This window comes from Oceanicaulis sp., assembly GCA_040112665.1.
In the GTDB taxonomy this organism is placed as follows: Bacteria; Pseudomonadota; Alphaproteobacteria; order Caulobacterales; family Maricaulaceae; genus Oceanicaulis.
In genome coordinates this window covers 2,263,230-2,289,950 of the sequence record CP157796.1, presented here as the reverse complement: position 1 = coordinate 2,289,950, position 26,721 = coordinate 2,263,230, and the positions used below count along the sequence as shown (strand labels likewise).

Annotated in this window: 31 protein-coding genes and 1 pseudogene; 13 read left to right on the top strand and 19 right to left on the bottom strand. The window is 68.2% G+C overall.

The window, feature by feature from the left end:
* Nucleotide 1: 1 nt before the first annotated feature.
* The 8 genes from ABL308_11220 to ABL308_11185 all read right to left on the bottom strand — a co-directional run bounded on the left by ABL308_11220 (nt 2) and on the right by ABL308_11185 (nt 7,026).
* Nucleotides 2-880 carry a YicC/YloC family endoribonuclease gene (locus ABL308_11220; GenBank protein ID XBQ15523.1) on the bottom strand — a complete coding sequence of 293 codons (879 nt, stop codon included), beginning with the start codon at nt 878-880 and terminating at the stop codon, nt 2-4.
* Between the two features lie 3 nt (nt 881-883).
* Nucleotides 884-1,936: an endolytic transglycosylase MltG gene (gene mltG / locus ABL308_11215; protein ID XBQ15522.1), complete on the bottom strand. Its 1,053-nt coding sequence runs from the start codon at nt 1,934-1,936 to the stop codon at nt 884-886.
* 23 nt (nt 1,937-1,959) lie between these two features.
* Nucleotides 1,960-3,246 (bottom strand): beta-ketoacyl-ACP synthase II, encoded by a 1,287-nt coding sequence (gene fabF / locus ABL308_11210; protein XBQ15521.1) that lies wholly within the window; start codon nt 3,244-3,246, stop codon nt 1,960-1,962.
* Nucleotides 3,247-3,256: 10 nt separating this feature from the next.
* Complete coding sequence (locus tag ABL308_11205) at nt 3,257-3,493, bottom strand: acyl carrier protein (GenBank protein ID XBQ15520.1); 237 nt, start codon at nt 3,491-3,493, stop codon at nt 3,257-3,259.
* 181 nt (nt 3,494-3,674) lie between these two features.
* Entirely contained in the window at nt 3,675-4,412 is a 738-nt protein-coding gene (gene fabG / locus ABL308_11200) for a 3-oxoacyl-[acyl-carrier-protein] reductase (GenBank protein ID XBQ15519.1), read from the bottom strand.
* Between the two features lie 5 nt (nt 4,413-4,417).
* Nucleotides 4,418-5,359, bottom strand: a complete 942-nt coding sequence (fabD, locus tag ABL308_11195) for an ACP S-malonyltransferase (GenBank protein ID XBQ15518.1) — start codon at nt 5,357-5,359, stop codon at nt 4,418-4,420.
* Nucleotides 5,360-5,432: 73 nt separating this feature from the next.
* A complete protein-coding gene (locus ABL308_11190; GenBank protein XBQ15517.1) occupies nt 5,433-6,029 on the bottom strand; it encodes a class I SAM-dependent methyltransferase in 597 nt (198 codons plus the stop codon).
* 61 nt (nt 6,030-6,090) lie between these two features.
* Complete coding sequence (locus ABL308_11185; protein ID XBQ15516.1) at nt 6,091-7,026, bottom strand: DUF5996 family protein; 936 nt, start codon at nt 7,024-7,026, stop codon at nt 6,091-6,093.
* A 233-nt stretch (nt 7,027-7,259) separates the two neighbouring features.
* Here ABL308_11185 and rpsF point away from each other — a divergent pair, with 233 nt between their 5' ends.
* The 6 genes from rpsF to ABL308_11155 all read left to right on the top strand — a co-directional run bounded on the left by rpsF (nt 7,260) and on the right by ABL308_11155 (nt 11,537).
* Nucleotides 7,260-7,655, top strand: a complete 396-nt coding sequence (gene rpsF / locus ABL308_11180; GenBank protein ID XBQ15515.1) for a 30S ribosomal protein S6 — start codon at nt 7,260-7,262, stop codon at nt 7,653-7,655.
* 9 nt (nt 7,656-7,664) lie between these two features.
* Nucleotides 7,665-7,919 (top strand): 30S ribosomal protein S18, encoded by a 255-nt coding sequence (gene rpsR / locus ABL308_11175; protein XBQ15514.1) that lies wholly within the window; start codon nt 7,665-7,667, stop codon nt 7,917-7,919.
* A gap of 12 nt (nt 7,920-7,931) precedes the next feature.
* A complete protein-coding gene (gene rplI, locus ABL308_11170; GenBank protein ID XBQ15513.1) occupies nt 7,932-8,558 on the top strand; it encodes a 50S ribosomal protein L9 in 627 nt (208 codons plus the stop codon).
* Between the two features lie 77 nt (nt 8,559-8,635).
* Nucleotides 8,636-9,124: a GNAT family N-acetyltransferase gene (locus ABL308_11165; GenBank protein ID XBQ15512.1), complete on the top strand. Its 489-nt coding sequence runs from the start codon at nt 8,636-8,638 to the stop codon at nt 9,122-9,124.
* Between the two features lie 82 nt (nt 9,125-9,206).
* On the top strand, nt 9,207-9,866 hold the full coding sequence (locus tag ABL308_11160) for a hypothetical protein (protein XBQ15511.1): 660 nt from the start codon (nt 9,207-9,209) through the stop codon (nt 9,864-9,866).
* A gap of 186 nt (nt 9,867-10,052) precedes the next feature.
* Nucleotides 10,053-11,537 carry a replicative DNA helicase gene (locus tag ABL308_11155; protein XBQ15510.1) on the top strand — a complete coding sequence of 495 codons (1,485 nt, stop codon included), beginning with the start codon at nt 10,053-10,055 and terminating at the stop codon, nt 11,535-11,537.
* Here ABL308_11155 and ABL308_11150 read toward each other — a convergent pair.
* Genes ABL308_11150 through ABL308_11140 form a run of 3 tightly spaced genes read right to left on the bottom strand, consistent with a single transcriptional unit; the run spans nt 11,509 to nt 12,753 of the window.
* Nucleotides 11,509-11,814, bottom strand: a complete 306-nt coding sequence (locus tag ABL308_11150) for a hypothetical protein (GenBank protein ID XBQ15509.1) — start codon at nt 11,812-11,814, stop codon at nt 11,509-11,511. The genes ABL308_11155 and ABL308_11150 overlap by 29 nt on opposite strands.
* Nucleotides 11,814-12,206 (bottom strand): DUF6768 family protein, encoded by a 393-nt coding sequence (locus ABL308_11145; protein XBQ15508.1) that lies wholly within the window; start codon nt 12,204-12,206, stop codon nt 11,814-11,816. The genes ABL308_11150 and ABL308_11145 overlap by 1 nt, the downstream gene beginning before the upstream one ends.
* Complete coding sequence (locus ABL308_11140) at nt 12,199-12,753, bottom strand: RNA polymerase sigma factor (GenBank protein ID XBQ15507.1); 555 nt, start codon at nt 12,751-12,753, stop codon at nt 12,199-12,201. The genes ABL308_11145 and ABL308_11140 overlap by 8 nt, the downstream gene beginning before the upstream one ends.
* 166 nt (nt 12,754-12,919) lie before the next feature.
* Between ABL308_11140 and alr the strand changes: the two genes are divergently transcribed.
* From alr to ABL308_11105, 7 genes are all read left to right on the top strand, one after another.
* Nucleotides 12,920-14,011, top strand: a complete 1,092-nt coding sequence (alr, locus tag ABL308_11135) for an alanine racemase (protein ID XBQ15506.1) — start codon at nt 12,920-12,922, stop codon at nt 14,009-14,011.
* Nucleotides 14,008-14,775: an ABC transporter permease gene (locus tag ABL308_11130; protein XBQ15505.1), complete on the top strand. Its 768-nt coding sequence runs from the start codon at nt 14,008-14,010 to the stop codon at nt 14,773-14,775. The genes alr and ABL308_11130 overlap by 4 nt, the downstream gene beginning before the upstream one ends.
* A 4-nt stretch (nt 14,776-14,779) precedes the next feature.
* Entirely contained in the window at nt 14,780-15,526 is a 747-nt protein-coding gene (locus ABL308_11125) for an ATP-binding cassette domain-containing protein (GenBank protein ID XBQ15504.1), read from the top strand.
* A gap of 399 nt (nt 15,527-15,925) precedes the next feature.
* The gene (radA, locus tag ABL308_11120; GenBank protein XBQ15503.1) at nt 15,926-17,293 is read left to right on the top strand and encodes a DNA repair protein RadA; all 1,368 of its coding nucleotides are present in this window, start codon (nt 15,926-15,928) and stop codon (nt 17,291-17,293) included.
* Nucleotides 17,294-17,320: 27 nt separating this feature from the next.
* Nucleotides 17,321-17,905, top strand: coding sequence for a CvpA family protein (locus ABL308_11115; protein ID XBQ15502.1), 585 nt, complete (start codon nt 17,321-17,323; stop codon nt 17,903-17,905).
* Nucleotides 17,902-19,368 (top strand): amidophosphoribosyltransferase, encoded by a 1,467-nt coding sequence (gene purF, locus ABL308_11110; protein XBQ15501.1) that lies wholly within the window; start codon nt 17,902-17,904, stop codon nt 19,366-19,368. Before ABL308_11115 ends, purF begins: the two co-directional genes overlap by 4 nt.
* Before the next feature lie 26 nt (nt 19,369-19,394).
* Complete coding sequence (locus ABL308_11105; GenBank protein XBQ15500.1) at nt 19,395-20,081, top strand: SDR family NAD(P)-dependent oxidoreductase; 687 nt, start codon at nt 19,395-19,397, stop codon at nt 20,079-20,081.
* Nucleotides 20,082-20,092: 11 nt separating this feature from the next.
* Here ABL308_11105 and der read toward each other — a convergent pair.
* The 8 genes and pseudogenes from der to ABL308_11065 all read right to left on the bottom strand — a co-directional run bounded on the left by der (nt 20,093) and on the right by ABL308_11065 (nt 26,714).
* Nucleotides 20,093-21,481: pseudogene (der, locus tag ABL308_11100) on the bottom strand (ribosome biogenesis GTPase Der).
* An 83-nt stretch (nt 21,482-21,564) separates the two neighbouring features.
* Nucleotides 21,565-22,965: a PQQ-binding-like beta-propeller repeat protein gene (locus tag ABL308_11095; GenBank protein XBQ15499.1), complete on the bottom strand. Its 1,401-nt coding sequence runs from the start codon at nt 22,963-22,965 to the stop codon at nt 21,565-21,567.
* Nucleotides 22,965-23,726, bottom strand: coding sequence for a tetratricopeptide repeat protein (locus ABL308_11090; protein XBQ15498.1), 762 nt, complete (start codon nt 23,724-23,726; stop codon nt 22,965-22,967). Before ABL308_11090 ends, ABL308_11095 begins: the two co-directional genes overlap by 1 nt.
* A 78-nt stretch (nt 23,727-23,804) precedes the next feature.
* Entirely contained in the window at nt 23,805-24,629 is an 825-nt protein-coding gene (panB, locus tag ABL308_11085; protein XBQ15497.1) for a 3-methyl-2-oxobutanoate hydroxymethyltransferase, read from the bottom strand.
* An 81-nt stretch (nt 24,630-24,710) separates the two neighbouring features.
* On the bottom strand, nt 24,711-25,082 hold the full coding sequence (locus ABL308_11080; GenBank protein ID XBQ15496.1) for a hypothetical protein: 372 nt from the start codon (nt 25,080-25,082) through the stop codon (nt 24,711-24,713).
* A complete protein-coding gene (locus ABL308_11075) occupies nt 25,079-25,621 on the bottom strand; it encodes an RNA polymerase sigma factor (protein XBQ15495.1) in 543 nt (180 codons plus the stop codon). The genes ABL308_11080 and ABL308_11075 overlap by 4 nt, the downstream gene beginning before the upstream one ends.
* 64 nt (nt 25,622-25,685) lie before the next feature.
* The gene (locus tag ABL308_11070) at nt 25,686-26,084 is read right to left on the bottom strand and encodes a DUF6249 domain-containing protein (GenBank protein ID XBQ15494.1); all 399 of its coding nucleotides are present in this window, start codon (nt 26,082-26,084) and stop codon (nt 25,686-25,688) included.
* A gap of 45 nt (nt 26,085-26,129) precedes the next feature.
* Nucleotides 26,130-26,714, bottom strand: coding sequence for an NnrU family protein (locus ABL308_11065; protein ID XBQ15493.1), 585 nt, complete (start codon nt 26,712-26,714; stop codon nt 26,130-26,132).
* Between the last annotated feature and the right edge of the window lie 7 nt (nt 26,715-26,721).

Here is a 26,721-nt window from a genome sequence, read left to right as displayed (position 1 = left end):
ACTACTCCACGTTCTGGACCTGCTCGCGCAGCCGGTCGACGGCCGCCTTCATGGCGAGCCCGGCGCGCGTGAGCGCTGGATCGGCCGCCTTCGAGCACAGGGTGTTGGCTTCCCGGTTGAATTCCTGGGACAGGAAATCGAGCTTGCGGCCGGCGGGGCTGCCGCCGGCGATCAGCGCGCGGGCGCTGTCGATATGGGCGCTCAGACGGTCGAGCTCCTCGCGCACGTCAGCCTTCACCGCGAGCGCGGCGGCCTCCTGGGCGAGGCGGTCGGGATCAAGGCCGTCGGGCAGAAGCTCGTCGAACTTCGCCTTGATGCGGTCGCGGATCGCTTCGGGGCGTGCGGCGGCGTTCGCAGCCGCTTCCTCGCGCAGCGCCTCGATCTCGGACAGATGCTCCTCAAGCACGCTCGCGAGCGCCGCGCCCTCCTCCTCGCGCGCGGCCTGAAGCCCGGCGAGCGCTTCGGCGGCGGCTTCGGTCGCAGCGGCGGCGAGCGCTTCGGGATCGACTTCGAGGTCTTCGGTCTGGACCACGCCCTTCATCGCCAGAAGCTCGCCGGCGGTGGCGGGCGCTGCGAGACCCTTGTCGGCGAGCGCCTTGGCGGCCTGGGCGTAAGCTTCCAGCCGTGCGGTGTCGATGGAGACGCCCGCGCCGCCCTCGGGCGGATCGACGCTGACCGAAATCGAGACCGAACCGCGTGAAAAGCGCGCTTTGACCATCTCGCGGATCGCCGTCTCCAGCGCGTCGAGCCCGGACGGCGCGCGCAGGCGGACGTCCAGCCCCTTGCCGTTGACGCTGCGCGCCTCGATCGTCACCGCGCCAAACGCGCCGGTGCGAACGGCGCGGGCGAATCCGGTCATGCCCGACAGCGGCGCGGCCACGGCCTAGTTCCCCGCCTGGCGGCGCTGGCGCTCTATCCGGCGCCAGGCGGCCACGTTGCGGTTATGCTCGGCGTAGGTCTCGGCGAAGACATGCCCGCCCGTGCCGTCCGCGACGAAGAACAGATAATCGCTCTGCACCGGGTTAAGCACCGCGCGGATCGACGCTTCGCCGGGATTGGCGATCGGCGTCGGGGTCAGGCCCACAAAGTGATACGTGTTGTAGGGGTTGTCCGCGTCGTCGAGTTCGGAACGGTAGATGCCCCGGCCCAGCGGCTCGCCGCCGCTGACCCCGTAGATGATCGTCGGGTCGGACTGCAGCATCATCCCGCGGCGCATCCTGTTCAAGAACACTGCAGCGACGAGCGGCCGCTCCTCGGCCACGCCGGTCTCCTTCTCCACGATGGAGGCGATGATGATCGCTTCCTCGGGGGTGTTGTAGGGCAGCTGCTCGGCGCGCTGCGGCCACAGCTCGGCGATGAGCGCGTCCTGGGCCGCTTCCATCCGGTCAATCAGCGCCTGCCGGTCGGTTCCCCGGTCGACCATGTAGGTCTCGGGCAGAAGCTCGCCTTCGGCGGGCGGGTCTGTGATCTCGCCGGTCAGAAACTCGGACGCTTCCACGATGCGCACCGCCATGGCGCTGGTCAGCCCTTCGGCGATGGTGATCGGGTACTGGATCGTCTGGCCGTCCCGCAAAATTTCGTAGATCTCGGCCATCGAGGCGCCCGGCGGAATGGCGAATTCGCCCGCCTTGAGATCGCGGTCCCCGCCGTCGATCGTCACCATCAGCCGGAAGATGCGCGCGTCGGAGACGAGGCCCTCGTGCTCGAGCTGGTTGGCGATCGAGATGAGCCCCGAGCCGCGCGGCAGCTGGACGGTCTCGTTCTCGCCAGCGGGGCCGGGCTCCTCGAACTTCGTTTCGAGCCAGGTCCAGCCGCCCCAGGCAAGAGCGCCGGCGATGATGACGAGCGCGATCGCCGTGCCAGCCAGCCACGCGAAAACGCGCGCCAGAGCGCCGGGCTTTTTCTTTTCGGTCTTGTCTGCGGAGTCGCCGTCCATGCGGAGGCTCCTTCTGCGGCCCGTCAGACGCGGGCGAACACCACCGACGCGTTCGTGCCGCCGAAGCCGAACGAGTTCGACAAAACGGCGTCGCACGATTTCTCGACGGCCTTATGCGGGGCGAGATTGATCACGGTCTCGACCGACGGATTGTCCAGATTGAGCGTGGGCGGACAGACGCCGCGCACCATCGCCAGGATCGAGAACACCGCCTCGACCGCGCCGGCCGCGCCGAGCAGATGGCCGATCGAGCTCTTGGTCGAGCTCATGACCAGATCCTTCGCCGCGTCGCCGAACAGCCGTTCCACCGCGCCCAGCTCGATCTCGTCGCCCTTGGGCGTGGAGGTGCCGTGCGCGTTGACATAGCCGATGTCGGCGGGGCTGAGCCCGGCGCTCTTGAGCGCTGCGGTCATCGCCCGGAAGCCGCCGTCGCCGTCGTCGGCCGGAGCGGTGATGTGGTAGGCGTCGCCGGACAGGCCGTAGCCCTTCACCTCGGCGTAGATCGTCGCGCCGCGGGCCTTGGCCGCCTCGTATTCCTCGAGGATGACGACCCCGGCCCCTTCGCCCATGACGAAGCCGTCACGGTCCTTGTCCCAGGGACGCGAGGCCGCTTTGGGGTTGTCGTTGAAATCGGTGGACAGCGCGCGGGCCGCGCCGAATCCGCCGTATCCCAGGCGGGTGATCGCGCTTTCCGCGCCGCCGGCGACCATCATGTCCGCATCGCCGTACGCGATCAGACGGGCGGCGTCGCCGATGGCGTGCGCGCCGGTCGAACAGGCTGTGACGACCGAGTGGTTCGGCCCCTTCAGACCGTGCCGGATCGAGACCTGCCCAGAGGCGAGGTTGATCAGCATGGCGGGGATGACGAACGGAGACAGCTTGCGCGGACCCCGCTCGTGCAGGGTGACCGAAGCGTCGTAGATGGTCTGAAGACCGCCGATGCCCGATCCGATCAGGACCCCGGCGCGGTTCTTCTCGTCTTCGTTTTTCGCTTCCCAACCCGAGCTCGCAAGCGCCTCGTCCGCGGCCGCGACCGCGTAGAGTATGAACTCGTCGATGCGCTTGCGTTCGCGGGCGGGCATGACCGCGTCGGGGTCGAAAGACCCCGCGACGTCCGCGCCGCCGCCGTTCCGCCCGTCCACGCGCGGGACGATCCCGGCGACATGGCTGGACAGGTCGGACACGTCGAAATGCTCGATGCGGCCCAGCCCGGACTCGCCTGCGATCAGGCGCTGCCAGACATGGTCGGTTCCGCAGCCGAGCGGGGTGACGAGCCCGAGCCCGGTGACGACGACGCGGCGCTTGGTCATGCGGCCGGCCTTAGCCCTGCTTTTCGGAAATGAACTTCACCGCGTCGCCGACGGTCTGGATGTGCTCGGCGGCGTCGTCGGGGATCTCGATGTCGAACTCTTCTTCGAAGGCCATGACGAGCTCGACGTTGTCGAGGGAGTCGGCGCCCAGATCGTCGATGAAGGAGGCCTTTTCGGTGACCTTGTCTTCTTCGACGTCGAGGTGTTCGACGACGATCTTTTTCACGCGCTCAAAAACGTCGGACATGTGGGACCCTTTTCCAATGTCTTGCGGCCGGCCGTGTCGGCGCCCGCGGCTGAGTAATCGAATGGCGTCGAGGACGCTCGCGCCCCCGAGAGGGTGGTGCGGGCTGATAACACGCTCACCGCAGGTACGCCAGCAGGCCCCCGTCTGGCAAGTCGCGGCGTTCAGCCCGCGATTTCAGAGGCTAGATCATCGCCATGCCGCCGTTCACGTGCAAGGTCTGGCCCGTCACGTAACCGGCTTCTTCACTAGCGAGATAGACGCAGGCCGCCGCGATGTCCGCGCCGGTCCCCAGCTTGCCCGCAGGGATGGTGCCGAGAATCAGCTTTTTCTGATCTTCGTTGAGCGCGTCGGTCATCGGCGATTCGATGAAGCCCGGCGCCACGCAGTTGGCCGTGACCCCGCGCGAGGCGACTTCCTGGGCCAGCGCCTTGGTGAAGCCGATCATGCCGGCTTTCGACGCGGCGTAGTTGGTCTGGCCCGGATTTCCGGTGACCCCGACCACCGAGGTGATGCCGATGATGCGGCCGTAGCGCTGCTTCATCATCCCGCGCAAGCAGGCCTTGGAGAGTCTGTAGTGGGCTTCGAGGTTGACCTTGATGACGGTCTCCCAGTCTTCGTCCTTCATCCGCATGAGAAGCTGGTCTCGCGTGATCCCGGCGTTCGAGATGAGGATGTCGAGCCCGTCCATCGCCTCGCCCGCCTGTTTGGGCAGCGCGTCGACGGCTTGTGCGTCGGATAGATTCGCCGGGCAGACATGGGCCCGCTCGCCCAGCTCGGAGGCGAGCGCCTCGAGCTTTTCTTCGCGCGTGCCCGACAGGGCCACGATCGCGCCTGCGGCGTGCAGCTTGCGGGCGATTTCAGAGCCCAGACCGCCGGTCGCGCCGGTGACGAGGGCTTTCTTGCCGGTGAGATCGAACATGGCGGTCATCCTTTGACAGTCGCGGCGAAGGCTTCGAGGTCGGACGGCTCGACCAGCGCGATCCCCTCCGCCTCCTTGATGTGACGCTTGAGCATGGTGACGAGCACCTTCGCGCCGGCCTCGGCGAAGCGGGTGACGCCCTCGCCGTGCATGTAGTCGACGCTCTCGCGCCAGCGCACGCGGCCGGTGACCTGCTCGACGAGCTGTTTTCTGAGCGTGCCGGCGTCGGAGACGGCGGACGCGGAGACGTTGGTCACCACCGGAACGGCCGGATCCTTGAAGTCGGCCTTTTCCAGAGCTTCGGCCATCACGTCGGCGGCGGGCAGCATGAGCGGGCAGTGGAAGGGCGCGCTGACAGGCAGCATCATCGCCTTCCTCACCCCCTCGGCCTTGGCCGCTTCAAGCGCGGCCTCGACAGCGGGCCTGGCGCCGGAGATCACGATCTGACCGGGGGCGTTGTCGTTGGCGATGGAGATGACGCCTTCGCGGCCCCCGGCGGCGACGGCCTTTTCAGCGGTCTCCATGTCCGCGCCCAGCAGCGCGGCCATCGCGCCGTCGCCGGCCGGGACGGCTTTCTGCATCGACTGGCCGCGCAGCTTCAGAAGCTTCGCGGTGTCGGTCAGCGACAGCGCGCCCGCAGCGCACAGGGCGGAATATTCGCCCAGTGAATGGCCGGCGACGAATTTCGCCGCCGTCACGTCCACGCCGAACTCGTCCTTGAGCACCCGCATCGCAGCCACCGAGACCGCCATGATCGCCGGCTGGGCGTTCTCGGTCAGGGTCAGCTCCTCAGACGGGCCCTCCTGCATCAGCTGGAAGAGTTTCTGGCCCAGCGCGTCGTCGACCTCGTCGAAGACCGCGCGCGCGCCGGCGAAGGCGTCCGCCAGCGGCTTGCCCATCCCGACGGCCTGACTGCCCTGCCCCGGAAACGTGAATGCGAGCGTCATGCGCGCGCCTCCCTGATCGTTGGTCTGTCCGGTGCGGGATAGACCGGGGCGGGCGAGGCTGGCAAGGCGGGGCTCAGCGCGTGAAGCCGAACCACAGCCAGCGCACGCCCGAGCGCCGGTTCTCCGCCTGCAGGGAGTCCGCTTCGGTCTGGAAGACACGCTCAAGGCCCGCCTCAGCAGCGGCGGCGGCGAAGTCCTCGGCGTCGATCGGATAATGACGGCGGCCTTTCGGCCCGTCGCCGATCCGCAAGGAGACGACGAGCCGGCCGCCGGGCGCAAGCAATCCGCCGATACGAGCGAGCGAGGCGGTGCGCGCGTCTGCATCGAGATGCGCGAGCACGGCGAAGCAGACCGCGAGCTGATAGGTGCCGGCGTCGAGCCCGGCGAGATCAGGCAGGCCGCCGTCGATCCAGCGGATCGCGTCGGAGCGATGGGCCGCCTCGGCGTGGGCGCGAAACGCCGCCATCGGCTCGACGGCGTCCACGCGCCAGCCCCGCGCCGCGAGCCAGGCGCTCACCCGTCCGCTGCCCGCCCCGATATCGAGCGCCTGGCCCGCAGGGCCGGAAAGCATCGCAAGGGCGGGCTCAGGCGCGGCCTCCACCGGCACGGCGTCCCACGCCGCGAGGCGGTCTGCTCCGACCGCGTCATAGCCCTGAACACCCTCGATCACGGTTGCTCCTTGTCTGCCCGCCAAGCGCCGGACAGCCGCCGGCTCACCAAAGCGGTCTTTCTCACGAAATCGGACGCGGCGTGCGCGGGATCCCCATGGGGCATTCGAGCGCCGCCCGGCCCCATGCGCCCAGATCGGCGGCTGCTGCATAGGTCGAGGTGAGAAACGCCAGCAACGCCGCCTCCGGGTCGGGGGCCGACCGCACCGCTTCATAGGGCAGTACGAACTCTCCGAGCGCATCGAGCCAATAGGCGGCCTCCGGCGCCACCTCAGCGTTCCTGAACCCGTCCGGCGTCGGGTAGGCGTAGGCGTAGAACGCCGCCTCATCGAGCCCGCCCCCGCCCGCCCAGAAACCGGCTGAGCTCACCTCGTGCGAATAGGCTTCTTGCGTCACCGCATCGGGCAAGGCCGGAAATCCGCCAGGATGGAGCGGCGCACGCCGCCCCGAAAAGCGCGTTACAGCAAGATCGAGGCTCCCCCAGAACAGATGCACCGGGCTCGACTTGCCCAAGAAGCCGGATCTGAACGTCTCGAACACGGGCGCGATCCGTGTGAGCGCCAGCCAGAAGTCGTGCGCCGCGGCCGGATCGTACGCGCCCATTTCGGTCTGCTCTGCGAACGGCGTCGCGTCCGGCACCTCGTTCGGCGCCCCATGCATGTCGACCGAACCGCAATGAGGCTCGATGGCGTCGATAAATCGCTCGCGGAAGTCGGCGACGCTCATCGGCGCGAGCTTGAACCCGCTGCGTTCGCCATGGGTGGACAGGACTTCAAGACGATGATCGACAAAGTCGAACACGACTTCATGGCCGCGCCCGGCCCCGGGTATGAACCCGCTGCTCAGGCCGCGGGCGTTCACATAAAACGTCGCATGCCAGGAATGATTGAGCCAAGGCGCCATGGCGAGGCGAAGCTTGCCGGCGATCTGCAGCCACATGTGCAGCGACGCGCCGGTGGCGCGAAACCGGTCATAGGGAATAGCGGGCCAGTCCGTCATGTCGTCCCCTCTCGCGCACGTGTCGATGAGGCTATGATGCGAGGCGCCCAGCACGTTGTACAGCCTTGCCCCGCCCGCCCCTTTGGCGTATAGCCCGCGCCTTCACCGGCTGCGGTCCCTCGTCCGTGGTCCGTTCCGGCTTTGGCCGGGCGGGGATCGAGGGAACCGACGCGGGCGGTCCGGCCCTTCGAACCGTCAGCGCCGCAGCCCTAACCGAAGGGACGAAAAGTCTAATGAACAAGTACGAGCACGTGTTCATCGCGCGTCCGGACGTGTCTCCGGCGCAGATGGAATCTGCGATCGAGGAGCTCAAAGCCCTCGTCGAGGAAAAAGGCGGCAAGGTGAACAAGACCGAGTACTGGGGTCTGCGCACGCTCGCCTACCGGGTCAGCAAGAACCGGAAAGGCCATTACGGCTATCTGGACATGGAGGCGGACAACGCCGTCCTCGAGGCCCTCGATTACAAGCAGAAATACGCCGACGACGTCATGCGTCACATGACGGTGAAGGTGGACGAGCTGACCGAAGAGCCCAGCGCGATCCTGAAAAAGGGCGACGACCGCAAGCGTCGCGACCGCGGCGACCGCCCCGATCGTGGCGATCGCGGCGACCGTGGCGACCGGCGCTAGGAGGACGACATGGCCGACCTTTCGATTTCCAACATTCCCGCCCGCCGCGCCTTCCAGCGCCGGCGCAAGGTGTGCCCGTTCTCCGGCGAGAACGCGCCGAAGATCGACTACAAGGACGTGAAGCTGCTTCAGCGCTACATGTCCGAGCGCGGCAAGATCGTGCCGTCGCGCATCACCGCCGTTTCCGCCAAGAAGCAGCGTGAACTCGCCCGCGCCATCAAGCGCGCCCGCGTGCTCGCCCTGCTGCCCTACGCGGTCGATTAAGGAGGAAGACCCATGCAAGTCGTTCTCATCGAACGCGTCGACAAGCTCGGCGGCATCGGCGACGTGGTGGACGTGAAGCCGGGCTACGCCCGCAACTTCCTTCTGCCGCAAGCCAAGGCGCTGCGCGCGACCGAAGCCAACATGGCCCGCTTCGAGCGTGAGCGCGAAGCGCTCGAAAAGCTCAACGAAGAGCGTGCCGAGAAAGCCCGCCAGCAGGGCGCGCACCTGGACGGCGCGCAGTTCGTGCTGATCCGTCAGGCGTCCGAAAGCGGCCAGCTTTACGGCTCGGTGTCCACCCGCGACATCGCCGAGGCGGCGAGCTCGGACCAGCTGACGGTCACCCGCGGCATGGTCGACCTCAACGTGGCCATCAAGACCCTCGGCCTGCACGAGGTTCGCCTCGTCCTGCACCCCGACGTCGACGTCATCGTGACGATCAACGTCGCGCGCACCGAGGACGAAGCCGAGCGTCAGGCCAAAGGCGAGGACGTCATCCAGTCCGCCGCCGAGGAAGACCGCGCCCTGGCCGAAGCCCAGGCTGCGGCCCTGTTCGAAGCCGGCCAGGAGCCCGAAGAGCTCCTCGAAGGCGGCGAAGACGCCGAAGGCGAAGAAGCGTCCGAGGACGAAGAGCAGGCGTAAGCCGCTTTTCATCGCGTGACGACGATCGCGGGCGGCTCCTTGGAGCCGCCCGTTTTCGTTATGGGGAGACACGCTCCATGACCGACACGATCCGCACCGCCCATTGCGGCGACATGGCCGCGCTCGCCGCGCTGCTTCACCACGCCGTGCACGAGGGCGCCGCCGGCGCCTACACGCCGGAACAGCAGGCCGCATGGTCACCTGCGCCACGGAGTGCAGCGGAGATGGCCGAGCGGCTGAGAGGGCAGTGGATCGTCATGGCCCAGGATGCGGCAGGCCCGGCCGGATTCTTCACGCTGACCGCTAAGGGCGAGATCGACTTCGCCTATGTCAGGCCGGACCGGAAGGGCGACGGCCTAGCGGGCCGCCTGTATGACGGGGTCATCGCGGAGGCGCGTCGGCGCGGGCTTGAAACGCTCACCGTGCAGGCGAGCCATATCGCGCGCCGCTTCTTCGAAAAGCGCGGCTGGACGCTGATCGCCACGCAGACCGTTCGCCCGAACGGCGTGGCGATGGAAAACCACCGGATGCGACTGGCGCTCGGCAGGCCGCCGGGGCCTTCATAACCGGCGTCGCGGGGAATTTGCATTATCCAGTGTGATGGGCGCAGTGTACTGATCCTGCATCCATTTTCTGGGGGTCCCACGCATGTCGTACTTAATCAAATCCGGCGTTCTAGCCGCCGCGCTTGCAGCCGGCGCCGCTACGGCCGCCCAGGCGCAGGAACTTCTGACCAGCGTCCGGCACGCCGACATGGAACGGCTGGTCGAAGCGGCCGGCTACGAGGTCGTAGGCGGCGACGCCGCCCTGCCCACCGTGCAGTTCCGGACGCCCGACGGGCTTAACGCGACCGCCTTTGGGACGAGCTGCACGGACGGCGATTGCACCGGAATGAATCTCATTGCGCAGTTCGATTCGCCGCCCTCGCTTGACGTCGTCAACGGGTTCTCCGTTCGCTACGCCGCGATCTCGGCTGTAAGAAGCGACGGCGCGGTGTACGTCACGCGCTATCTCATCCTCGATCACGGTCAGACCTTCGAGAACCTGACGCTGAACTTCACCGTCTTCGCAAATATCGCCGGCAACTATCCGGAGTATGTGCGCACCGCCCTGGGTGCGGACGACGACGGCGGCATCAATTTCGGTGACGACACGAGCACCTGGGCGAATGACGGCGAGTGCGACGACACGCGCTTCACCGGCGACGACGAATGGCTCGGTATCACGCTTAATGACGACCATCGCTTCAAGGACGCGACCGACTGCCGGAGCCTTTATGAGGCCGGCCGGATCCGTCTGAAAAACTGAGCGCGGCTGTTTTTCCACAGCCTCGCGAATCGCCCTCGCCTCAGCCGCCGCTTCGCCTCTGCGGGCTAGATCGCGGCGGCTGAAGGCGCTTCGGGGTTTTCCACATCCACCTGTGGAAACGCGAAACTCAGCGCTCACGGAATTCAAGTCTGCATTCGCCGTCACGGCTCTGCTAAGCACAGCCCCATGACAGCCGATCCCCTTCACGACTCCGGCCCTGACGCCGAGACCGATCCGCACGCCCCGCCGCACAATATCGAGGCCGAGCAGGCGCTGCTCGGCGCGATGCTGTTCGACAACGAGGTCTATCAGCGCGTCGGCGACTGGCTGAAGCCCGACCATTTCTACGATCCCCTGCACGGCCGCATCTACGAGGCGGCCGCCCAGCTGATCATCGGCGGCTCGCTGGCCGATGCGGTGGTCCTCAAAAGCAAGTTCGAGCGCGATCCCGGCATGGCCGAGATCGGCGGGCCGGTTTACCTGGCCGACCTGATGCGCGAGGCGCCGGAATCCTCTTCCGCCGCGGAATACGGCCGGCTGATCTACGATCTCGCCCTGCGCCGCCAGCTCATCAGGTTCGGCGAGGAAGTCGCCCATAACGCTATCGGTTCGGTGGACGGAATCCCGGCCACCGCAGTGCTGGAAAACACCGAGCGCGCCCTGTTCGCGCTGGCCGAGACCGGCGGCACGCAGAAAACCCTGCGTCCCTTCCACGAGGCGCTGGAGGAATCCGTCGCCATGGCCTCGGCCGCCTATCAGCGCGGCAGCGGCCTTTCGGGCATTTCGACCGGCCTGAAGACGCTGGACGCCAAGCTCGGCGGCCTGCACCGGTCAGACCTGATCATTCTGGCGGGCCGCCCCTCCATGGGTAAGACCTCGCTCGCGACCAACATCGCCTTCTCCGTCGCCAAGGCCTATCGCGCCGAGGAAAGTTCTGACGGGGTCCGCAAGACGGTGGACGGCGGCGTGGTCGCCTTCTTCTCGCTGGAGATGAGCCGAGAGCAGCTCGCCACCCGTCTGATCGCCGACTATTCAGGCATTTCGAGCTATCACATCCGCCAGGGCAAGATCGACGCGGCCCAGTTCGAGGACATCCGCGACGCGGTCGCCGAGATCAATCAGATCCCGCTTTATATCGACGACACCGGCGGCATCTCGATCGGCGCGCTGACCGCCCGCGCGCGGCGCCTGAAGCGCCAGAAGGGCCTCGACTGCATCGTGGTCGACTACCTGCAGCTGGTCACCGGCTCGGGCAAGTCCGACAGCCGGGTGCAGGAGATCTCCGAAGTCACCCAGGCGCTGAAATCGCTGGCCAAGGAGCTCAACGTTCCGGTCATCGCCCTGTCCCAGCTCTCCCGCCAGGTCGAACAGCGCGACGACAAGAAGCCCCAGCTCTCCGACCTCCGGGAATCAGGCTCGATCGAGCAGGACGCCGACGTGGTCATGTTCGTCTACCGCGAAAGCTATTACCTGGAGCGCCTGGAGCCGAAGGAAGGCACCGAAGAGCATCTCAAATGGGAAGACGAGATGCGCGAGATCAGGAACCAGGCCGACGTCATCATCGGCAAGCAACGCCACGGTCCCATCGGCTCGGTGAAGGTCGCCTTCGATCCCGAACGCACCAAGTTCTCCGATCTCGATCTCAGCTATCAGCAGAGCGGCTACGAGTAGCGGTCAGCAGCACCAGCGCAAGCGCGGCGAGCCCTGCGGCGCGGCAGGCGAAGAGCGGCCCCGCCGGCCAGCCGGCGACCTCGCGCCACACAGGCTCGGGCAGGATCAAAGACAGCCCGGCGCCGGCCGCGTCGAGCATCGACGGCCCGCTCGCCAGAAACCTGGCGAGCGGCGCCTCGAAGGCCAGTCCCGCGGCGAGCAGCCAGCCCAGCGCGGCGAGATCGGCGAGCGCGCCGGCTGCGGCCAGCCATCCTGCGAAGCGGAACGCGCCGCGCATCACGCCCCCTCTCCGCGCCCCAGCTCAGCCCGCAGCCGTTCGACGCGAAGCTCCAGCCGCCGCATCTCCAGAAGCAGCCGGTTTTCCGCCATGAACGGCGTCAGCGCGGTCTTCGTGATCAGCGACAGGATCAGAAGCGTCGCGGCCGGCAGGCCGGTCTTGAGCGCGGTCAGCGGATCGCCGGCCTGAAAGAAGCGCCAGGCGAAAAAGACGCCCGCGACAAACATCAGGGTCTGCGCCGCCATCATGATCAGATGGACCCAGCCGCGCGGTCCCTTGAACAGCGACAGGCCGACTTCGAAATGGCCCGGCTCGTGGCCGAACACGCTTTCTGGCGCGCGGCGCTCTTCTTCCAGCGCCCGGTCGATCATGCGGTCGAGGTTGTTACTCATCTGCTCCTCCTTGAAGCATCGCGCGCAGCTTCAGCCGCGCGTGCATGAGGCGGGTCTTGATCGTGCCCGCCGGCACGTCGAGCGCGGCGGCGGTCTCCGCCACGCTCAATCCTTCGAAATGAAACAGCGCGATCGCGGCGCGCTGATCGGCCGGAAGCGCAGCGACGGCGCGGCGCGTCCGGTCGAGATCGGCCGCCCGGTCAGGGTCGGCGGTCTCGGGTTCAGGCTCGGCGGCGACCGCCTCGCCCAGCGCCCGCCGCCGCCGCTTGTCAGCGATCGCGGCGGCGCAGCAGCGGGTGACGATCTGGTAGGCGAAGGCGGGAAAGGCGTAGTCGTCCTTAAGACGGCCCAGCCCCGGCACGATGCGCGCCCAGGCCTCCTGCACCACGTCGCGCGCAGCGTCGGCCTCGCCCAGCAGACGCCAGGCGTGGGCGCTCAGGCGCGGCTGCCAGCGTTTGACCAGATCGCGCTGCGCGGTCTGGTCGCCGGCGCGCGCTGCGGCGGCGAGATAGGCGTCAAGCGCCCGGTCGAGATGTCGATCCGCCAAGGGTTCGCTCCGGCTCGGTTACGGTATCAAGGTGCGCTGCGCCGCCGATCCGGTTCAATCGAGGACGAACTTTTCTTCGCGGCCGGGCGTCAAACAGCCCGCAGGGGGCGACGAACGGGCTCGAATGGGCCATATCTGGCCCGACGCCGCCTCAGCGAAGGATTTCATGACCGACGCCTTCACGCCCGACCCGCGCATCTCCCCGCGCCTGGTGATCGATCTCGACAATCTCGCCGCCAATTATCAGAGCCTGGCGCGCAACGCGCCCGGCGCGGAGACCGCAGCAGTGGTCAAGGCGCAGGCCTACGGGCTCGGCGCGGCGGCGGTCGCCAGGCGGCTGGTGCGCGAAGGCTGCCGGACGTTCTTCGTCGCGACGCCCGAAGAGGGCGCGGAGCTGCGCCGCGCGCTGGGCGGCGGGGAGGCGGAGATCTGGGTGTTCAACGGCTATCGCGCCGATCTACGGAACCTCTACGCCGCCGAGCGGCTGGGCGCGATCCTCAACTCCGAGGCCGATCTCGCCGAGTTCGCGCCCGATCCCTCCGGTCCTTGCGCGCTTCATATCGACACCGGGATGAACCGGCTGGGCGTCGACCCAGAAGCCGCCGCAGCGCTCACCGCCGCGCAGATCGACGCGCTCGACCTGCGCCTGGTGATGAGCCATCTGTCCTGCTCTGAAGACGCCGGCACGGACATGAACGCCCGCCAGCGCGACGCTTTCGCCGAGATTTCAGCGCGATTCCCCGGCGTGCGCCGCAGCCTGTCGAACACCGGCGGCGTGCGGCTGGGGGAGGCCTATCATTTCGATCTCACCCGGCCCGGGATCGGGCTTTACGGCGCGACTGCGACGCCCGGCGAAGAGCACGGCCTGAAACCGGTCGTCAGGCTCGAAGCGCCGATCCTGCAGCTGCGCGCGCTGGAGCCCGGCGATCCGGTCGGCTACGGCGCGGCCTATGTGGCGGACCGGCCACGGCTGGCCGCGACTGTGGCCGCAGGCTACGCGGACGGGTTGCCGCGCGCGCTCTCAGGCTCAGGATACGCCCGCATAGACGGGGTGAAGGCGCCCATACTGGGCCGGGTATCGATGGATCTGATCGTGCTGGACGTGACCGATTGCGAAAGCGCCGCACGCGCAGGCGCGCCTGCGGTGTTCCTGGGCGAGGACCTGGACGCCGTCGCGGAGATCGCAAGCACCCTGCCCTATGAGATCCTCACCGGCCTGGGCTCGCGCGCCAGCCGCTCCTACGAGGGCTGGGTGTGAACCCGGTCCGCGCCATAGGCGCGGGGCTTCTGGCCCTGCTGCACAGCGCCGGCGCGGTGACCCGCTTCGCGCTGGAGGCGATCATCGCCGCGGTGCGTCCGCCCTATTTCGGCGGCCAGCTCCTCGCCCAGCTGTTCCGGATCGGGTTCCTGTCCCTGCCCGTGGTGGGGCTGACGGCGCTGTTCACCGGCGCGGCGCTGGCGCTGAACATCTACACCGGCGGCTCTCGTTTCAACGCGGAGAGCTTCGTGCCCAACATCGTCGCGCTCGGCATCGTGCGCGAGCTGGGCCCCGTCATCGCCGCGATCATGGTCGCCGGCCGGGTCAGCTCGGGCATCGCGGCTGAGATCGGCGCCATGCGCGCGACCGAGCAGATCGACGCGCTGCACACCCTGTCCACCGATCCGATGCGCTATCTGATCGCTCCGCGCATCCTCGCGGGGGTGATCGTGCTGCCGCTTCTGGTCGCGATCGCAGACGTCATCGGCGTGCTCGGCGGGTTTCTCGTCTCGGTGCAGAGCCTTGATTTCGACGCCACGGTCTATGTCAGAAACACCGTGGACATCCTGGAACGCTGGGACGTGGTCTCCGGCCTCATCAAGGCGGCCGTGTTCGGCTTCCTGCTGACGCTGATGGGCTGTTTTCACGGCTTTCACGCCGAGGGCGGCGCTCAGGGCGTCGGCCGGGCGGCGACCAACGCCATGGTGTCCGCCTCGGTGCTGATCATCGCGGCGAACTTCCTTCTCACCTCGCTCTTCGTGTGACCTGATGGCCGAACGCGTGAAAATCGCCTGGAAAGACGTCACGGTCCGGTTCGGAACCAAGACCGTGCTCGACCGGCTGAACCTCGAGGCGCACGAGGGCCGCTCGCTGGTGGTCATCGGCGGATCGGGCACCGGCAAGTCGGTGACGATCAAGACCGCTCTGGGGCTGATCAAGCCCAATGCGGGACAGGTGCTGATCGACGGCCGCAAGGTCGCCTTCAACAAGGAAAACGATCCCGGCGTGGCCCAGATCGGGATGCTGTTTCAATCCGGCGCGCTGTTTGATTCCCTGCCGGTCTGGAAGAACGTCGCCTTCCGACTGCTGCACGCCGAGCACTGCGATCCGGACGTCGCCCGCGAGCGCGCGCTCGAAGCGCTCGATCAGGTCGATCTCAATCGCGACAACGCCGACAAGCGCCCCGGCTCGCTGTCGGGCGGCATGCTCAAGCGCGCGGCGCTGGCCCGCGCCATCGTCGGCAAGCCGAAAATCCTGTTCTTCGACGAGCCCACCACCGGCCTCGATCCGGTCACCGCCGACGTGATCAATAAGCTCATCCTCAGGCAGGTGAAGCATCTGGGCGCCACGGCGGTCTCGATCACCCACGACATGGCCTCGATGCACATGATCGCGGACGACGTGGCGATGATCAAAAACGGCAAGATCCTCTGGCGCGGCCCGCTGGACGGCGTGGACGCCTGCGACAACGCCGAGGTCTGCCGGTTCGTGCAAGGGCGCAGCGAAGAGGCGTGAGAATGGTACGCTCCGCCGTATCCCTTTCATGCAGCAGCCTTCAGCCAAATCGGACTAAGGCGTCGTCTCATCATCTCGCGCCCCCCACCCCGGCCCTCCCCCGAGGGGGGTGGGAGGGCTCCATTTGCAGCCGATTTCTCCAGATGGCACGCGCTATGCTGGACCTGGCAGACCTAGCGCCCCTCCCTCCCCTTGAGGGGAGGGTCGGGGTGGGGTGAAGTCCCAGGCGAGCTCCAAAGACAGCTGAAAGCGCCGCCCCCTCCGTCCGCTTCGCGGACACCTCCCCCGCACGCGGGGGAGGACATCTTTGTCTGCGCACTCTGCGTCTGCGCACTCTGCGCCCCCGAATCGCCCCGTTTCCGCTATCCTTCGCCCGCGAGTGCGCCTCAAGGACCGTCCATGCCCCGTTCCGACACCGTCTATGTCTGCCAGTCCTGCGGCAGCGTTCACGCCAAGTGGGCGGGGCGGTGCGATGCGTGCGGGTCGTGGAACACGCTGCAGGAGGAGACCGACCAGCGCGCGCCCATGGGCTCTGCGGCGAAGGCCGTGGCGAAGACCCGGCGTTCGCGGCTGGAGCTGGTCGATCTGGGCAGCGAGACCGAAGACCCCGCCCGCTTCGAGACCGGCATCGCCGAGCTTGATCGCGTGGCCGGCGGCGGGCTGGTGCCAGGCTCGGCCGTGCTGGTCGGCGGCGATCCGGGGATCGGCAAGTCCACCCTGCTTCTGCAGGCCGTCGCGAACCTCGCCAAGGCCGGAGCCAAGGCGGTCTATGTCTCCGGCGAGGAGGCGGCCGATCAGGTGCGCCGGCGCGCCCGCCGGCTGGGCCTCGCCGATGCGCCGGTGGCGCTGGCCGCGGAAACCTCGCTCGAGGTCATTCTCGACGGTCTGAAGAAAGAGACGCCGGACATCGCGGTGATCGATTCGGTGCAGACTCTCTGGTCCGATCAGCTCGCCGCCGCGCCCGGCACGGTCGCCCAGGTGCGCGCCTGCGCGCAGGAACTCGTCAGGTTTGCGAAAAAGCGCAACACGGCGGTGATCCTGGTGGGCCACGTCACCAAGGACGGCCAGATCGCGGGGCCGCGCGTGGTCGAGCACATGGTCGACGCGGTGCTCTATTTCGAAGGCGAGCGCAGCCACCAGTTCCGTATCCTCAGGGCGGTGAAGAACCGCTTCGGCCCGACCGACGAGATCGGCGTGTTCGAGATGGCCGACGCAGGCCTCGCCGAAGTCGCCAACCCGTCGGCCCTGTTTCTGGACGGCCGGGGCGAAGCGGCCTCGGGCGCGGCGGTCTTCGCCGGGATGGAGGGCTCGCGCCCCGTGCTGACCGAAATCCAGGCGCTGGTGGCCCCGGCCGCCTTCGGCACGCCGCGCCGGGCTGTCGTGGGCTGGGATTCAGGTCGGCTCGCCATGGTGCTCGCCGTGCTGGAGGCGAGATGCGGGCTTGGATTCGGCGGCCGCGACGTTTATCTGAACGTCGCAGGCGGGCTGAAAATCTCTGAACCCGCAGCGGACCTGGCGGTGGCTGCAGCCTTGATCTCCTCCTACCTGGATTCCCCCCTGCCCCATGACGGGGTCTGCTTCGGCGAGATCGCCCTGTCCGGCGACGTGCGCCCGGTGGGCCGCTCGGACGCCCGCCTCAAAGAAGCCTTCAAACTGGGATTTACACGCGCGCTCGCGCCCGCGGGCGTCGAGGCGCGCGGCATGACCGTCGCCTCGGTGGACACCGTACAGGCGCTCGTCCGCCGCCTCGGCCAGGACCAGGCCTGAGGCGGGCGGCGAAAAGGGAGACCGGACATGGACGCGATGTTTTCAGCCTTCGACCTTTTCGCCCTCCTCGTGCTCTTCACCTCCGGCGTGATGGCGCTGATGCGCGGCTTCGTCCGCGAGGCGCTGACCGTCACCGCTTTCGTCGCCGCAGCGCTGGCCGCACTGTGGACCCGGCCGGTCTTCGCCGGGATCCTCGAGGGCGCGATCGGCGGGCCGCTCACGGCGAATCTCATCTCGATGGCGGTGGTGTTCGTGCTGGTCTATCTGGCCGTCAGCTTCATCACCCAGTCGCTGCAGAAAAACGTGAAGTCCGGCGAGGACGTGCCCACCGTGGACCGCACGCTGGGCTTCGCTTTCGGCGTGGTGCGCGGCCTGGTCCTGCTGGGCCTTCTGGTGCTGGTGTTCAACAACGCCATGCCCGGCGCCCAGCCCGCCTGGCTCACCGACGCGCAGATCTACCCGCTGGTCGACGCGACGGCGGATTTGCTGCAACAGCTGGCGCCGGAAGGCAGCTGGGCGGACGGCGCCGCTGCAGACGGTTCGAACACGGACATTGACGACGACCCGATCGGTCGCCTTATCGAGCGCACAGCCGAGGACGAGGACGGATGACCCTCCCCACCCTGACATACGACGCCGCGACCGACCGCCCTCAGGAAGAGTGCGGCGTGTTCGGCGTGCGCGGCGCGGCGGAAGCTTCCGTGCTTTGCGCCTTCGGCCTCCACGCGCTGCAGCATCGCGGCCAGGAGGCGTGCGGCATCACCAGCTACAACGAGGGGCGGTTCCACTCCGAACGCCATCTCGGCCTGGTGGGCGAGCACTTCACGAACCCCGAGACGCTGAAGAGCCTGGCCGGCTCGATGGCGATCGGCCATGTGCGCTATTCCACCTCCGGCGGCACGGTTCTGAGGAACGTGCAGCCGCTCTACGCCGACGTGCGCGGCGGCGGCGTGGCGCTGGCCCATAACGGCAATCTGACCAACGCGCGGGCCCTGCGCGAGGACCTCACGAACGGCGGGTCGATCTTCCAGTCCACCTCCGACACCGAAGTGATCCTGCAGCTCGCCGCGCGCTCGAAGAAGACCAAGGCGGTGGACCGCATCATCGCTGCGCTGACCCAGGTCGAGGGGGCGTTCGCGCTGGTGGCGATGACCAACGACAAGCTGATCGGCGCGCGCGATCCGATGGGCATCCGCCCGCTGGTGATGGGCGAGCTGGAAGGTGCGGTGATCTTCGCCTCGGAGACCTGCGCGCTCGACATGATCGGCGCGAAATTCATCCGCGAGATCGAGCCCGGCGAGGTCGTGATCGCCTCGGACACCGGCATCGAGACCCGCCGCTACGCCCCGGCGCGGCCCGCACGGCCCTGCGCGTTCGAGTACATCTATTTCGCCCGGCCGGATTCGGTGATCGACGGCATCTCCGTCTATGAGGCGCGCAAGCGCATGGGCGCGCGCCTGGCGCAGGAGACCCCGGCGGACATCGACGTCGTGGTGCCTGTGCCCGATTCCGGCATGGCCGCCGCGCTCGGCTACGCCGAGGAGATCGGCAAGCCCTTCGATCTGGGGATCATCCGCAGCCACTTCGTGGGCCGGACCTTCATCCAGCCCACCCAGGCCAAGCGCGATCTCGGCGTGCGCCGCAAGCACTCGGCGAACCCGTCGGTCCTCAAGGGCAAGCGGGTGCTGCTGATCGACGACTCGATCGTGCGCGGCACGACCTCGAAAAAGATCGTGCGCATGGTGCGCGAGGCCGGCGCCACGGAAGTGCATTTCCGCTCCGCCTGTCCGCCGATCACCCATCCGGACTTCTACGGCATCGACATGCCGATGCGCGAGGAGCTGATGGCCGCAAGCCACCAGCCCGAACGCATGCGCGAGATGCTCGAAGCCGACAGCCTGGGCTTCCTTTCGGTCGAAGGCCTCTACTGGGCGGTGCGCGGCGAGACGCGCAATCCTGACCGTCCGCAGCTCGCCGACCACTATTTCACCGGCGATTATCCCACCCGCCTTGTCGACCGCGACCGCGCGATGAGCGACAAGGACACCCAACTCTCTCTCCTGGTCGACGCATGACGAACTCAAAGCCCCTGGAGGGCCGCGTGGCGCTGGTGACCGGCGCCTCGCGCGGTCTCGGCTATTCCATCGCTCTGAAACTGGCCGAAGCCGGCGCGCACGTGATCGCGACCGCGCGCACCAAGGCCGCGCTCGAAGAGCTCGACGACGCGATCGCCGCGGCCGGCGGCACGGCGACGCTCGTGCCGATGGATCTTCTGAGCGGCGACGGCATCGAGAAGCTCGCCGAGGCGGTCGGCAAGCGCTGGGGCAAGCTCGACGCGCTGGTGGTCAACGCCGGCGTGCTCGGCGTGATCACGCCGGCTGCGCAGATCACCGCCAAGACCTGGAACGAGGTGCTGGCGGTGAACCTGCTGGCGCCGGCCCGTTTCATCCGCGCGTTCGAAGCGCTTCTGAAAGCCTCGGACGCCGGCCGGGCGGTGTTCACCACCTCAGGGGTCGGCTCGCAGCGGGCGAAGGCGTACTGGGCGGCGTATGGCGCGTCCAAGGCCGGGCTCGACAATCTGGTGCAGTCCTGGGCGCGCGAACTCGCCGACACCAAGGTCCGCGCCAATCTGGTCAGCCCCGGCGCGGTGCGCACCCGCATGCGCGCCAAGGCGGTCCCGGGCGAAGACCCGATGAGCCTGCCCCATCCTGATGAAATCGCGCCGGTTTTCGTCCAGCTCTGCCTGCCCGAAGAAACCCGCAACGGCGAAATCGTCAGCGCGCAGTAGGGGCCGGCCTAGCCCTTCGCGTACGGGTTCTTCTGGCCCTTGACGATCAGGCGGATCGGCACGCCGGGAAGCTCGAAGGCTTCGCGTATGCCGTTGATCAGATAGCGCTTGTAGGCTTCGGGCAGGTAGGCCGCCCGGCTCGCCATCAGAACGAAGGTGGGCGGGCGCGCCTTGGTCTGGGAGATGTAGCGCGGCTTGACCCGGCGGCCGTCCACCGCGGGCGGCGGGTGGCGCTGGATCATCTCGGCGAGCCAGTCGTTGAGATCGCGCGTCTTCACCTTGGCCGACCAGTTGCGGTGCAAGGCGGCGACGGCGGGCATGATCTTGTCCAGCCCCCGCTCGGTGAGTCCCGAGACCGGAATCAGCGGGGCGCCCTTCACTTGGGGCAGCAGCCGTTCGAATTCCTCGCGCAGTTCGGCGAGCTTGGCCTGCTTGTCTTCGACGAGGTCCCACTTGCTGATCAGAACGATCAGTCCGCGGCCCTCCTCGACGATCCGGTCGGCGATGGTGAGGTCCTGTTTTTCGAAGGGCCGCTCTGAATCCACAAGCAAAAGAACGACTTCGGCGAACTTGATGGCGCGCAGCGTGTCCGCCGCGCTCATCCGTTCGAGCCGGTCGTCGACCTTGCCGCGCTTTCTGAGACCGGCGGTGTCGTGCAGCCGGACGCGCCGCCCCTCCCACTCCCACTGCACCGCGATGGCGTCGCGCGTGAGCCCGGCTTCAGGGCCGGTGATCAGGCGCTCTTCGCCTAAAAGCGCGTTGACGAGCGTGGACTTACCCACGTTCGGACGGCCCACCACGGCGATGCGCAGCGGCGCGCCCTCTTCGTCGCTTTCATCGTCTGTTTCGGCGTCGTCATCTTCAAAAGAGGCCGCTTCATCATCAGCGCGCTCGGGCCCGTCGGTCTCAAGCGCGGCGATGAGGCGGGCATAGAGATCGCCCATCCCCTCGCCGTGCGCGGCGGAGACCGGGACGGGTTCGCCCAGGCCCATGTTCCAGGCTTCCAGCGCGCCGGTGTCGCCCTTGGCGCCTTCGCACTTGTTGACCGCCAGGATCACCGGCTTGTCGGATTTTCTCAGCACCTCGGCGAAGCGCTCGTCCAGCGCGGTCACGCCTTCGCGGCCGTCGATGAGGAAGACGCAAACATCGGCCTCTTCGAGCGCGGCTTCGGTCTGGGCGCGCATGCGCGCTTCGACGCCGGTCTTCTCGTCTTCATAGCCGGCGGTGTCGATGAGCCGCAGGTCGAGATCGCCGATCCGGCCGCGCGCCTGCCGGCGGTCGCGGGTCACCCCGGGCCGGTCGTCGACGATCGCCAGCGGTTTGCCGGCGAGCCGGTTGAACAGCGTGGACTTGCCCACGTTGGGCCGGCCGACGATGGCGAGGGCGGGGAGGCGTTTCACGAATGGCTCCGTTCAGACAAAACGACGGCGCCGCGGAGCGGCGGCTCCGCGGCGCGCAAGGCCGGTCTCTTTCAAATGCGCTTTTAACGGTAGGCGATCAAGCGGCCTTCGTCGTCGAACACCACCACGGTCTCCTCGGCGATGACCGGAGCGATGAAGACCGGCGCGTTGACGCTGCGGTCTTCCAGCCGGTCGCCAGACTGCGGGTCGAGGAAGACGAGCTCGCCGCGGGAGGAGGCGAGCACGAGCCGGTCTCCGGCCAGGATCGGCCCGGCCCAGCTGACGCGATCGCTGCGATTACGCGGGTTTCTGAAGGCGGGCAGCTGGGTGATCCAGCGCACCGCCCCGGAGCGCCGGTCGATCGCTGCGACCTCCGCTTCGGTGGTCACAAGGAACAGATAGTCCCCGGCCAGATACGGCGCATGCAGACCGCCCGCAGGCAGCGTCCAGACCCGCTCGCCGGTCCTCAGATCGAACGAGGCGAGAATGCCCGAATGGCTCATCGCATAGACGTTGTCGCCGATGATGATCGGGCTCGCCGCGATGTCGTTGATCGAGCTCAGCGGGGTCAGGCCGCCGGTCCGGGTCAGGGAGTCCGACCACAGCACCGTGCCGGTCTGCGCACGCAGGGCGACCACCTCGCCGGAGGTGAACGGCGCGATGACGACGTCGCCCAGAACCGCCGGGCTCGGCGCGGTCAGAAGCCGCGCGGTCTCGGCGATGGAGCGGTGAGTCCAGAGGATCTCTCCGGTGGCGATATCGATCGCCAGAAGTTCGTTGTCGTCGGTGGTCGCGTAAACGCGTCCGTCCGCCGCGGTGGGCGCGGAGTGGAACGGCGTCAGCGCTTCGGCGCGCCAGACTTCCGCGCCGGTCTCGGCGTCCAGCGCGAACAGCGTCATCCCACCGCCATGCGCGAAGATGCGGCCGCTGTCATAGGCGACGCCGCCGCCGAAGCGCAGAACCTGGTCGCCGCCGCCGACGAAGGGAATCCAGCTGTCGCCCCCGCCTTCCCGGCTCTGCTCGCGCAGGCGGGTCGCCCAGATCTCGTCACCATCCTCGAGCGACCGGGCGGTCACGCGAGCCTGGGCGTCCACGGCGAAGACGACGCCTTCGGCGATCACGGGCCGCGCGTTCAGACGGCGGTCGCGGCTGGACCCCGCGCCGGCGCGTTCGCGCCAGATGCGCGTCAGCGGACCGGAGGCCGCGGTGTGCTGCATGGCGTGGGTGGCGTAGCCGTCCGGCTGCGGCCAGGACTGGTTCACATAGGCGCGCGGCAGGCGGACCGGGCCAGCGTCCAGACTGGAGGAGAGCTGCTCTTCAAGCTCCAGAACCGACACCCGATCGGAGTCGGCCGGCGCGTTCGGATCGTCGGTCTCTTCCCCGCCGAACGGGTTGAGCTGGGCCAGCCGTTCGCCGGCGCCGCACCCGGTCAGAACGAGGCTGGAAACGGCGGTCAAGGCGAGAGCGAAAGCGCGGATCGACATCAGCGGCCGTCCTCCTCAGGCTGGGTTTCGGCCGGTTCGGCCGCAGCGGGCGCGGCCTCGGCCGGCGCAGTTTCGACCGGCGCCGCCTCGGCGGCGGCGGGTTCGGCCGTCTGCGGGGCGTTCTGTTCGATATAGGCGAGCGCTTCGGCCGCCCGGCGGGTGACGCCCGGCGGGGCGTCCAGCGCCACAGAAAGAAGCTCGTAGCGCGAGCGCGCCTGCGCCCAGCGTTCCTCGCGCAGCGCGGCGGCGGCGATCAGCTCGCGGGCGAGCGTGCCGAAGCGCGCCTCGCCTTCGGTCAGCGGTTCGAGGCGGACCGAAAGGTCGTCGTAGGACAACGTGTCGAACTGCGCGAGCGCGGCCTTGTAGCGCGCAAGATCGCGCGTCAGAGGCTCCGGCGCGCGCTCGGCGGCGGAGGTGAAAAAGCGGGCCGCTTCGGCCGCGTCACCCTGCTCCAGCGCGATCTCCCCGCGGCGCATCAGCGCCAGGGTGGCGTAGCCGCGCGGGCCGTCCTCGGCGAGGTCTTCAAACGCGGCGTCGGCGGCGGAGAGGTCACCCTCGGCGATGAGGTCGGCGGCGGCCATGTAGCGGTCGGACGCGGCGGCCGCGGTGCTCTCGCTGCGCCAGTCGATGAACTGGTAGCCGGCCACGCCGAGCACGATCACCGCGGCGGCTGCGCCGACCCACGGTCCCCACTGGCGCAGCAGCGCCTGATAGCGCTCGCGCCGGAGCTCTTCCTCGACTTCGTCGAAAACGTCGACCACGCGTAAGGCCTTTCTTCCACCCCTGTCCGCGCGGACCCTAGCCGCGCTGACCGGTGCGGGCAATACAGCCTTGCTGTATCAGCTCTTCCTGGGCGCGTAGACCTGATCGGGACCGGGGAAGCTGCGCGCCCTCACCTCTTCGGCGTAGGCCTTCACACCCTCTTCGGTCAGCGCCTTGAGGTCGGCGTAGCGCTTGACGAAACGCGGGGTCCAGTCAAACAGGCCGAGCATGTCCTGGGTGACCAGGATCTGCCCGTCGCATTTGGCCGACGCGCCGATGCCGATGGTCGGCGCCTTGACCCGCTCGGTGATCTCCTCGGCGAGGTCTTCGGCGACGCCTTCGATGACGATGGCGAAGGCGCCCGCCTCGTCGGCGGCGACCGCCTCGTCGATCACCTTGCGGCGGGACGCCTCGTCGCGGCCCTTGGCCTTGAACCCGCCTTCGGCGAGCGCAGCCTGCGGACGAAGGCCGACATGACCGACGACGGGCACGGCGCGCTCGGCGAGATAGCGGATCGTGTCAGCGATATAGACCCCGCTTTCGACCTTGATCGCCTGGCAGCCGGTCTCGCGCAGCACCCGGGCGGCGTTCTCGAACGCCTGCTCCTTGCTCTTTTCATAGGTGGAGAACGGCATGTCCACGCACACCAGCGCCCGGTCCGATCCGCGCATCACGGCCTGGCCGTGAAGGATCATCATTTCGAGGGTGACGGGAATGGTGTTTGGAAGCCCGTGCACGACCATGCCCACCGAGTCGCCGACCAGAAGGAAGTCGCAATGCGGATCGAGCAGGCGCGCGGTCGGCGCGTCATAAGCGGTCAGGCAGACCAGCGGCTCGCCGCCCTTGCGCGCGCGGATGTCTGGCGGGGTCAGCCGCTTGGCGGCCTTGGTCTGGGCGGACATGGACGGGCTCCGGTCAGTAAATTTGTCCGTACCATAGCCCGATTTCGCAAGCGCACAACGCAGGCGCCCGCGCGCGCCGGATCAGGCGAAGCGCACGCCCGGCAGAAGGCGCGAGAACGCCACGGCGACGGCGGCGAAGCCGGCGGTTACGATCGCTTCGGGGCCGACATAGCTCAGCGCCTGAGCGAGGAGGCCGTCGCCTGCGGTGACGGTGAAATCGAGCAGCCGCTCGATCTGCGTCCCGGCGATCGCCGCCCCGGTCGCTCCCGCGCCGCCGAGCGCGATGAAGCGGTTGCGGTTCGCGCCGTCCACACGAGCGAGCACCTGGGCGGTGAAGGCGGGATCGGCCTCTCGCGGCGCGGCGTCCTGGAACATCGCCGAAAGCTCGGCGTCGAACGCAGCATCCGGTTCGAACCCGTCGAGGTCGCGGTCGTCCTGATCTGAGCGCGTCATGCGGCCGCCTCCCTGGCGTCGAACCAGGCCTTCAGCCTGGCCCGTCCGCGGTTAACATGGCTCTTCACCGTGCCGAGGGGAAGCCCGGTGACCTCGGCCGCCTCGGCATGACTCATACCCCCGGCGTAACACAGGACCACGCAGGTGCGTTCATCCTCGCCCAGAGTCGCCAGCGCCCGGTCGAGATCGAGCCGGGCGCCCGCAGGTCCGGGCGAGACGTGGTCCTCGCCCGGTTCGGCCTGCAGCCTGTCGAGCGCGCGGTCGGCCGCCTTGCGCTTGCGCGCGCTCATCAGGAACTCGGTGTAGGCGATCCGGCAGAGCCAGCCTTTCAAAGACCCCGAGCCCGACCAGGTTGCGATCTTGTCCCAGGCCTTCACGAACGTGTCCTGGGCCAGGTCGTCCGCAAGCGCGGCGTTCCGGCACAGCCGCATCAGGACCGCGCGCACGGCCTGCTGGTGGCGGGTGACGAGCGCGCCGTAAGCGCGCTTGTCCTTCCCCGCGATCACCAGCGCGACAAGTTCGGCGTCGCTGGCCTGCACCCTTGGTCCCCTTTCCTGCCGGCGCGCCGGTCCCCGCCGCGCGCCGCTCGATCAACCGGACACGCTAGGCCGCGTCGTCGTTCTTGCGTTTGGCCGCGTTCGCCAGGCCGAACAGCACCAGCACCACCCCGATGAAGCCCGGGAAGGCGGCGATCGCGGAGAAGATGGCCACGACTTCAGGCGTATCGGACACGTCGGCCGACCCGACCGCATAGCCGAATACGACCAGCGCGGCGGCGACCGCGATCAGGATCAGCCCCGCCTTGAGGTCCCCGCCCTCTTTCTTGGGACCTTCCGCGCCCAGCGCCCGGACCGTGTCGGCGTCGAGATTCTGGCCCGAGCGGATGGCGTCGCGAACGGTCTCCATGACCTGTTTGCGGCGCGAGGCGCCCGCCCAGACATTGAGCGCGACGATCAGCACCACCATGGTGAACGCGCCGAGCGGGATGAGAATGTCTTCCATGTCGATGTCTCCTCACCGGCGCCCGGCCTCGGGCGCCTTCACCCATCAGATGCCCGGCGCTCCGGGTTCGGATGCAAACCCGATCACGGCGACGCCGAAAAGCTGCATGTGGAAGATCGCCAGCAGGGCTGCGGCGCCGAGCCCGATGACGATCGCGGCGATGTCGGCGCTCCATTTGCCTGGCCGCTCGAACCGGCCGCCGACCGCGTAGCCTTCGATCAGCAAAAGGGTCGACCAGGCGAAAAACGCGCCGAACAGGACGATCGAGGCGATCTCGCCGTTGGCCAGCAGATGGCTGCCCGACCACAGGAACACGCCCAGCGTCATGGGATGCTTGGTGATCGAACGGATATGGCTTGGCAGATAGGCCGCGATCAGCAGGACGAGCGAGACCGGCACGGCGACCAGCGCCAGCGTGCGCGTCCATTCAGGCGGGCTCCACACGCTTTCTGACGGATGGGCGAGGATGTGGCCGTAGACGATCAGCGCGAGGCCGACCGCGGACAGCACCGAATAGAACACCGCGAAAAGCGCCTCGCCGATGACCGAGACGACCACGCGCTTTATGCCCAGCACACGGGTCAGATGCGTGCCCAGAAAGATCACGAGCCCGGTGATCAACACGCCCATGAGCGCC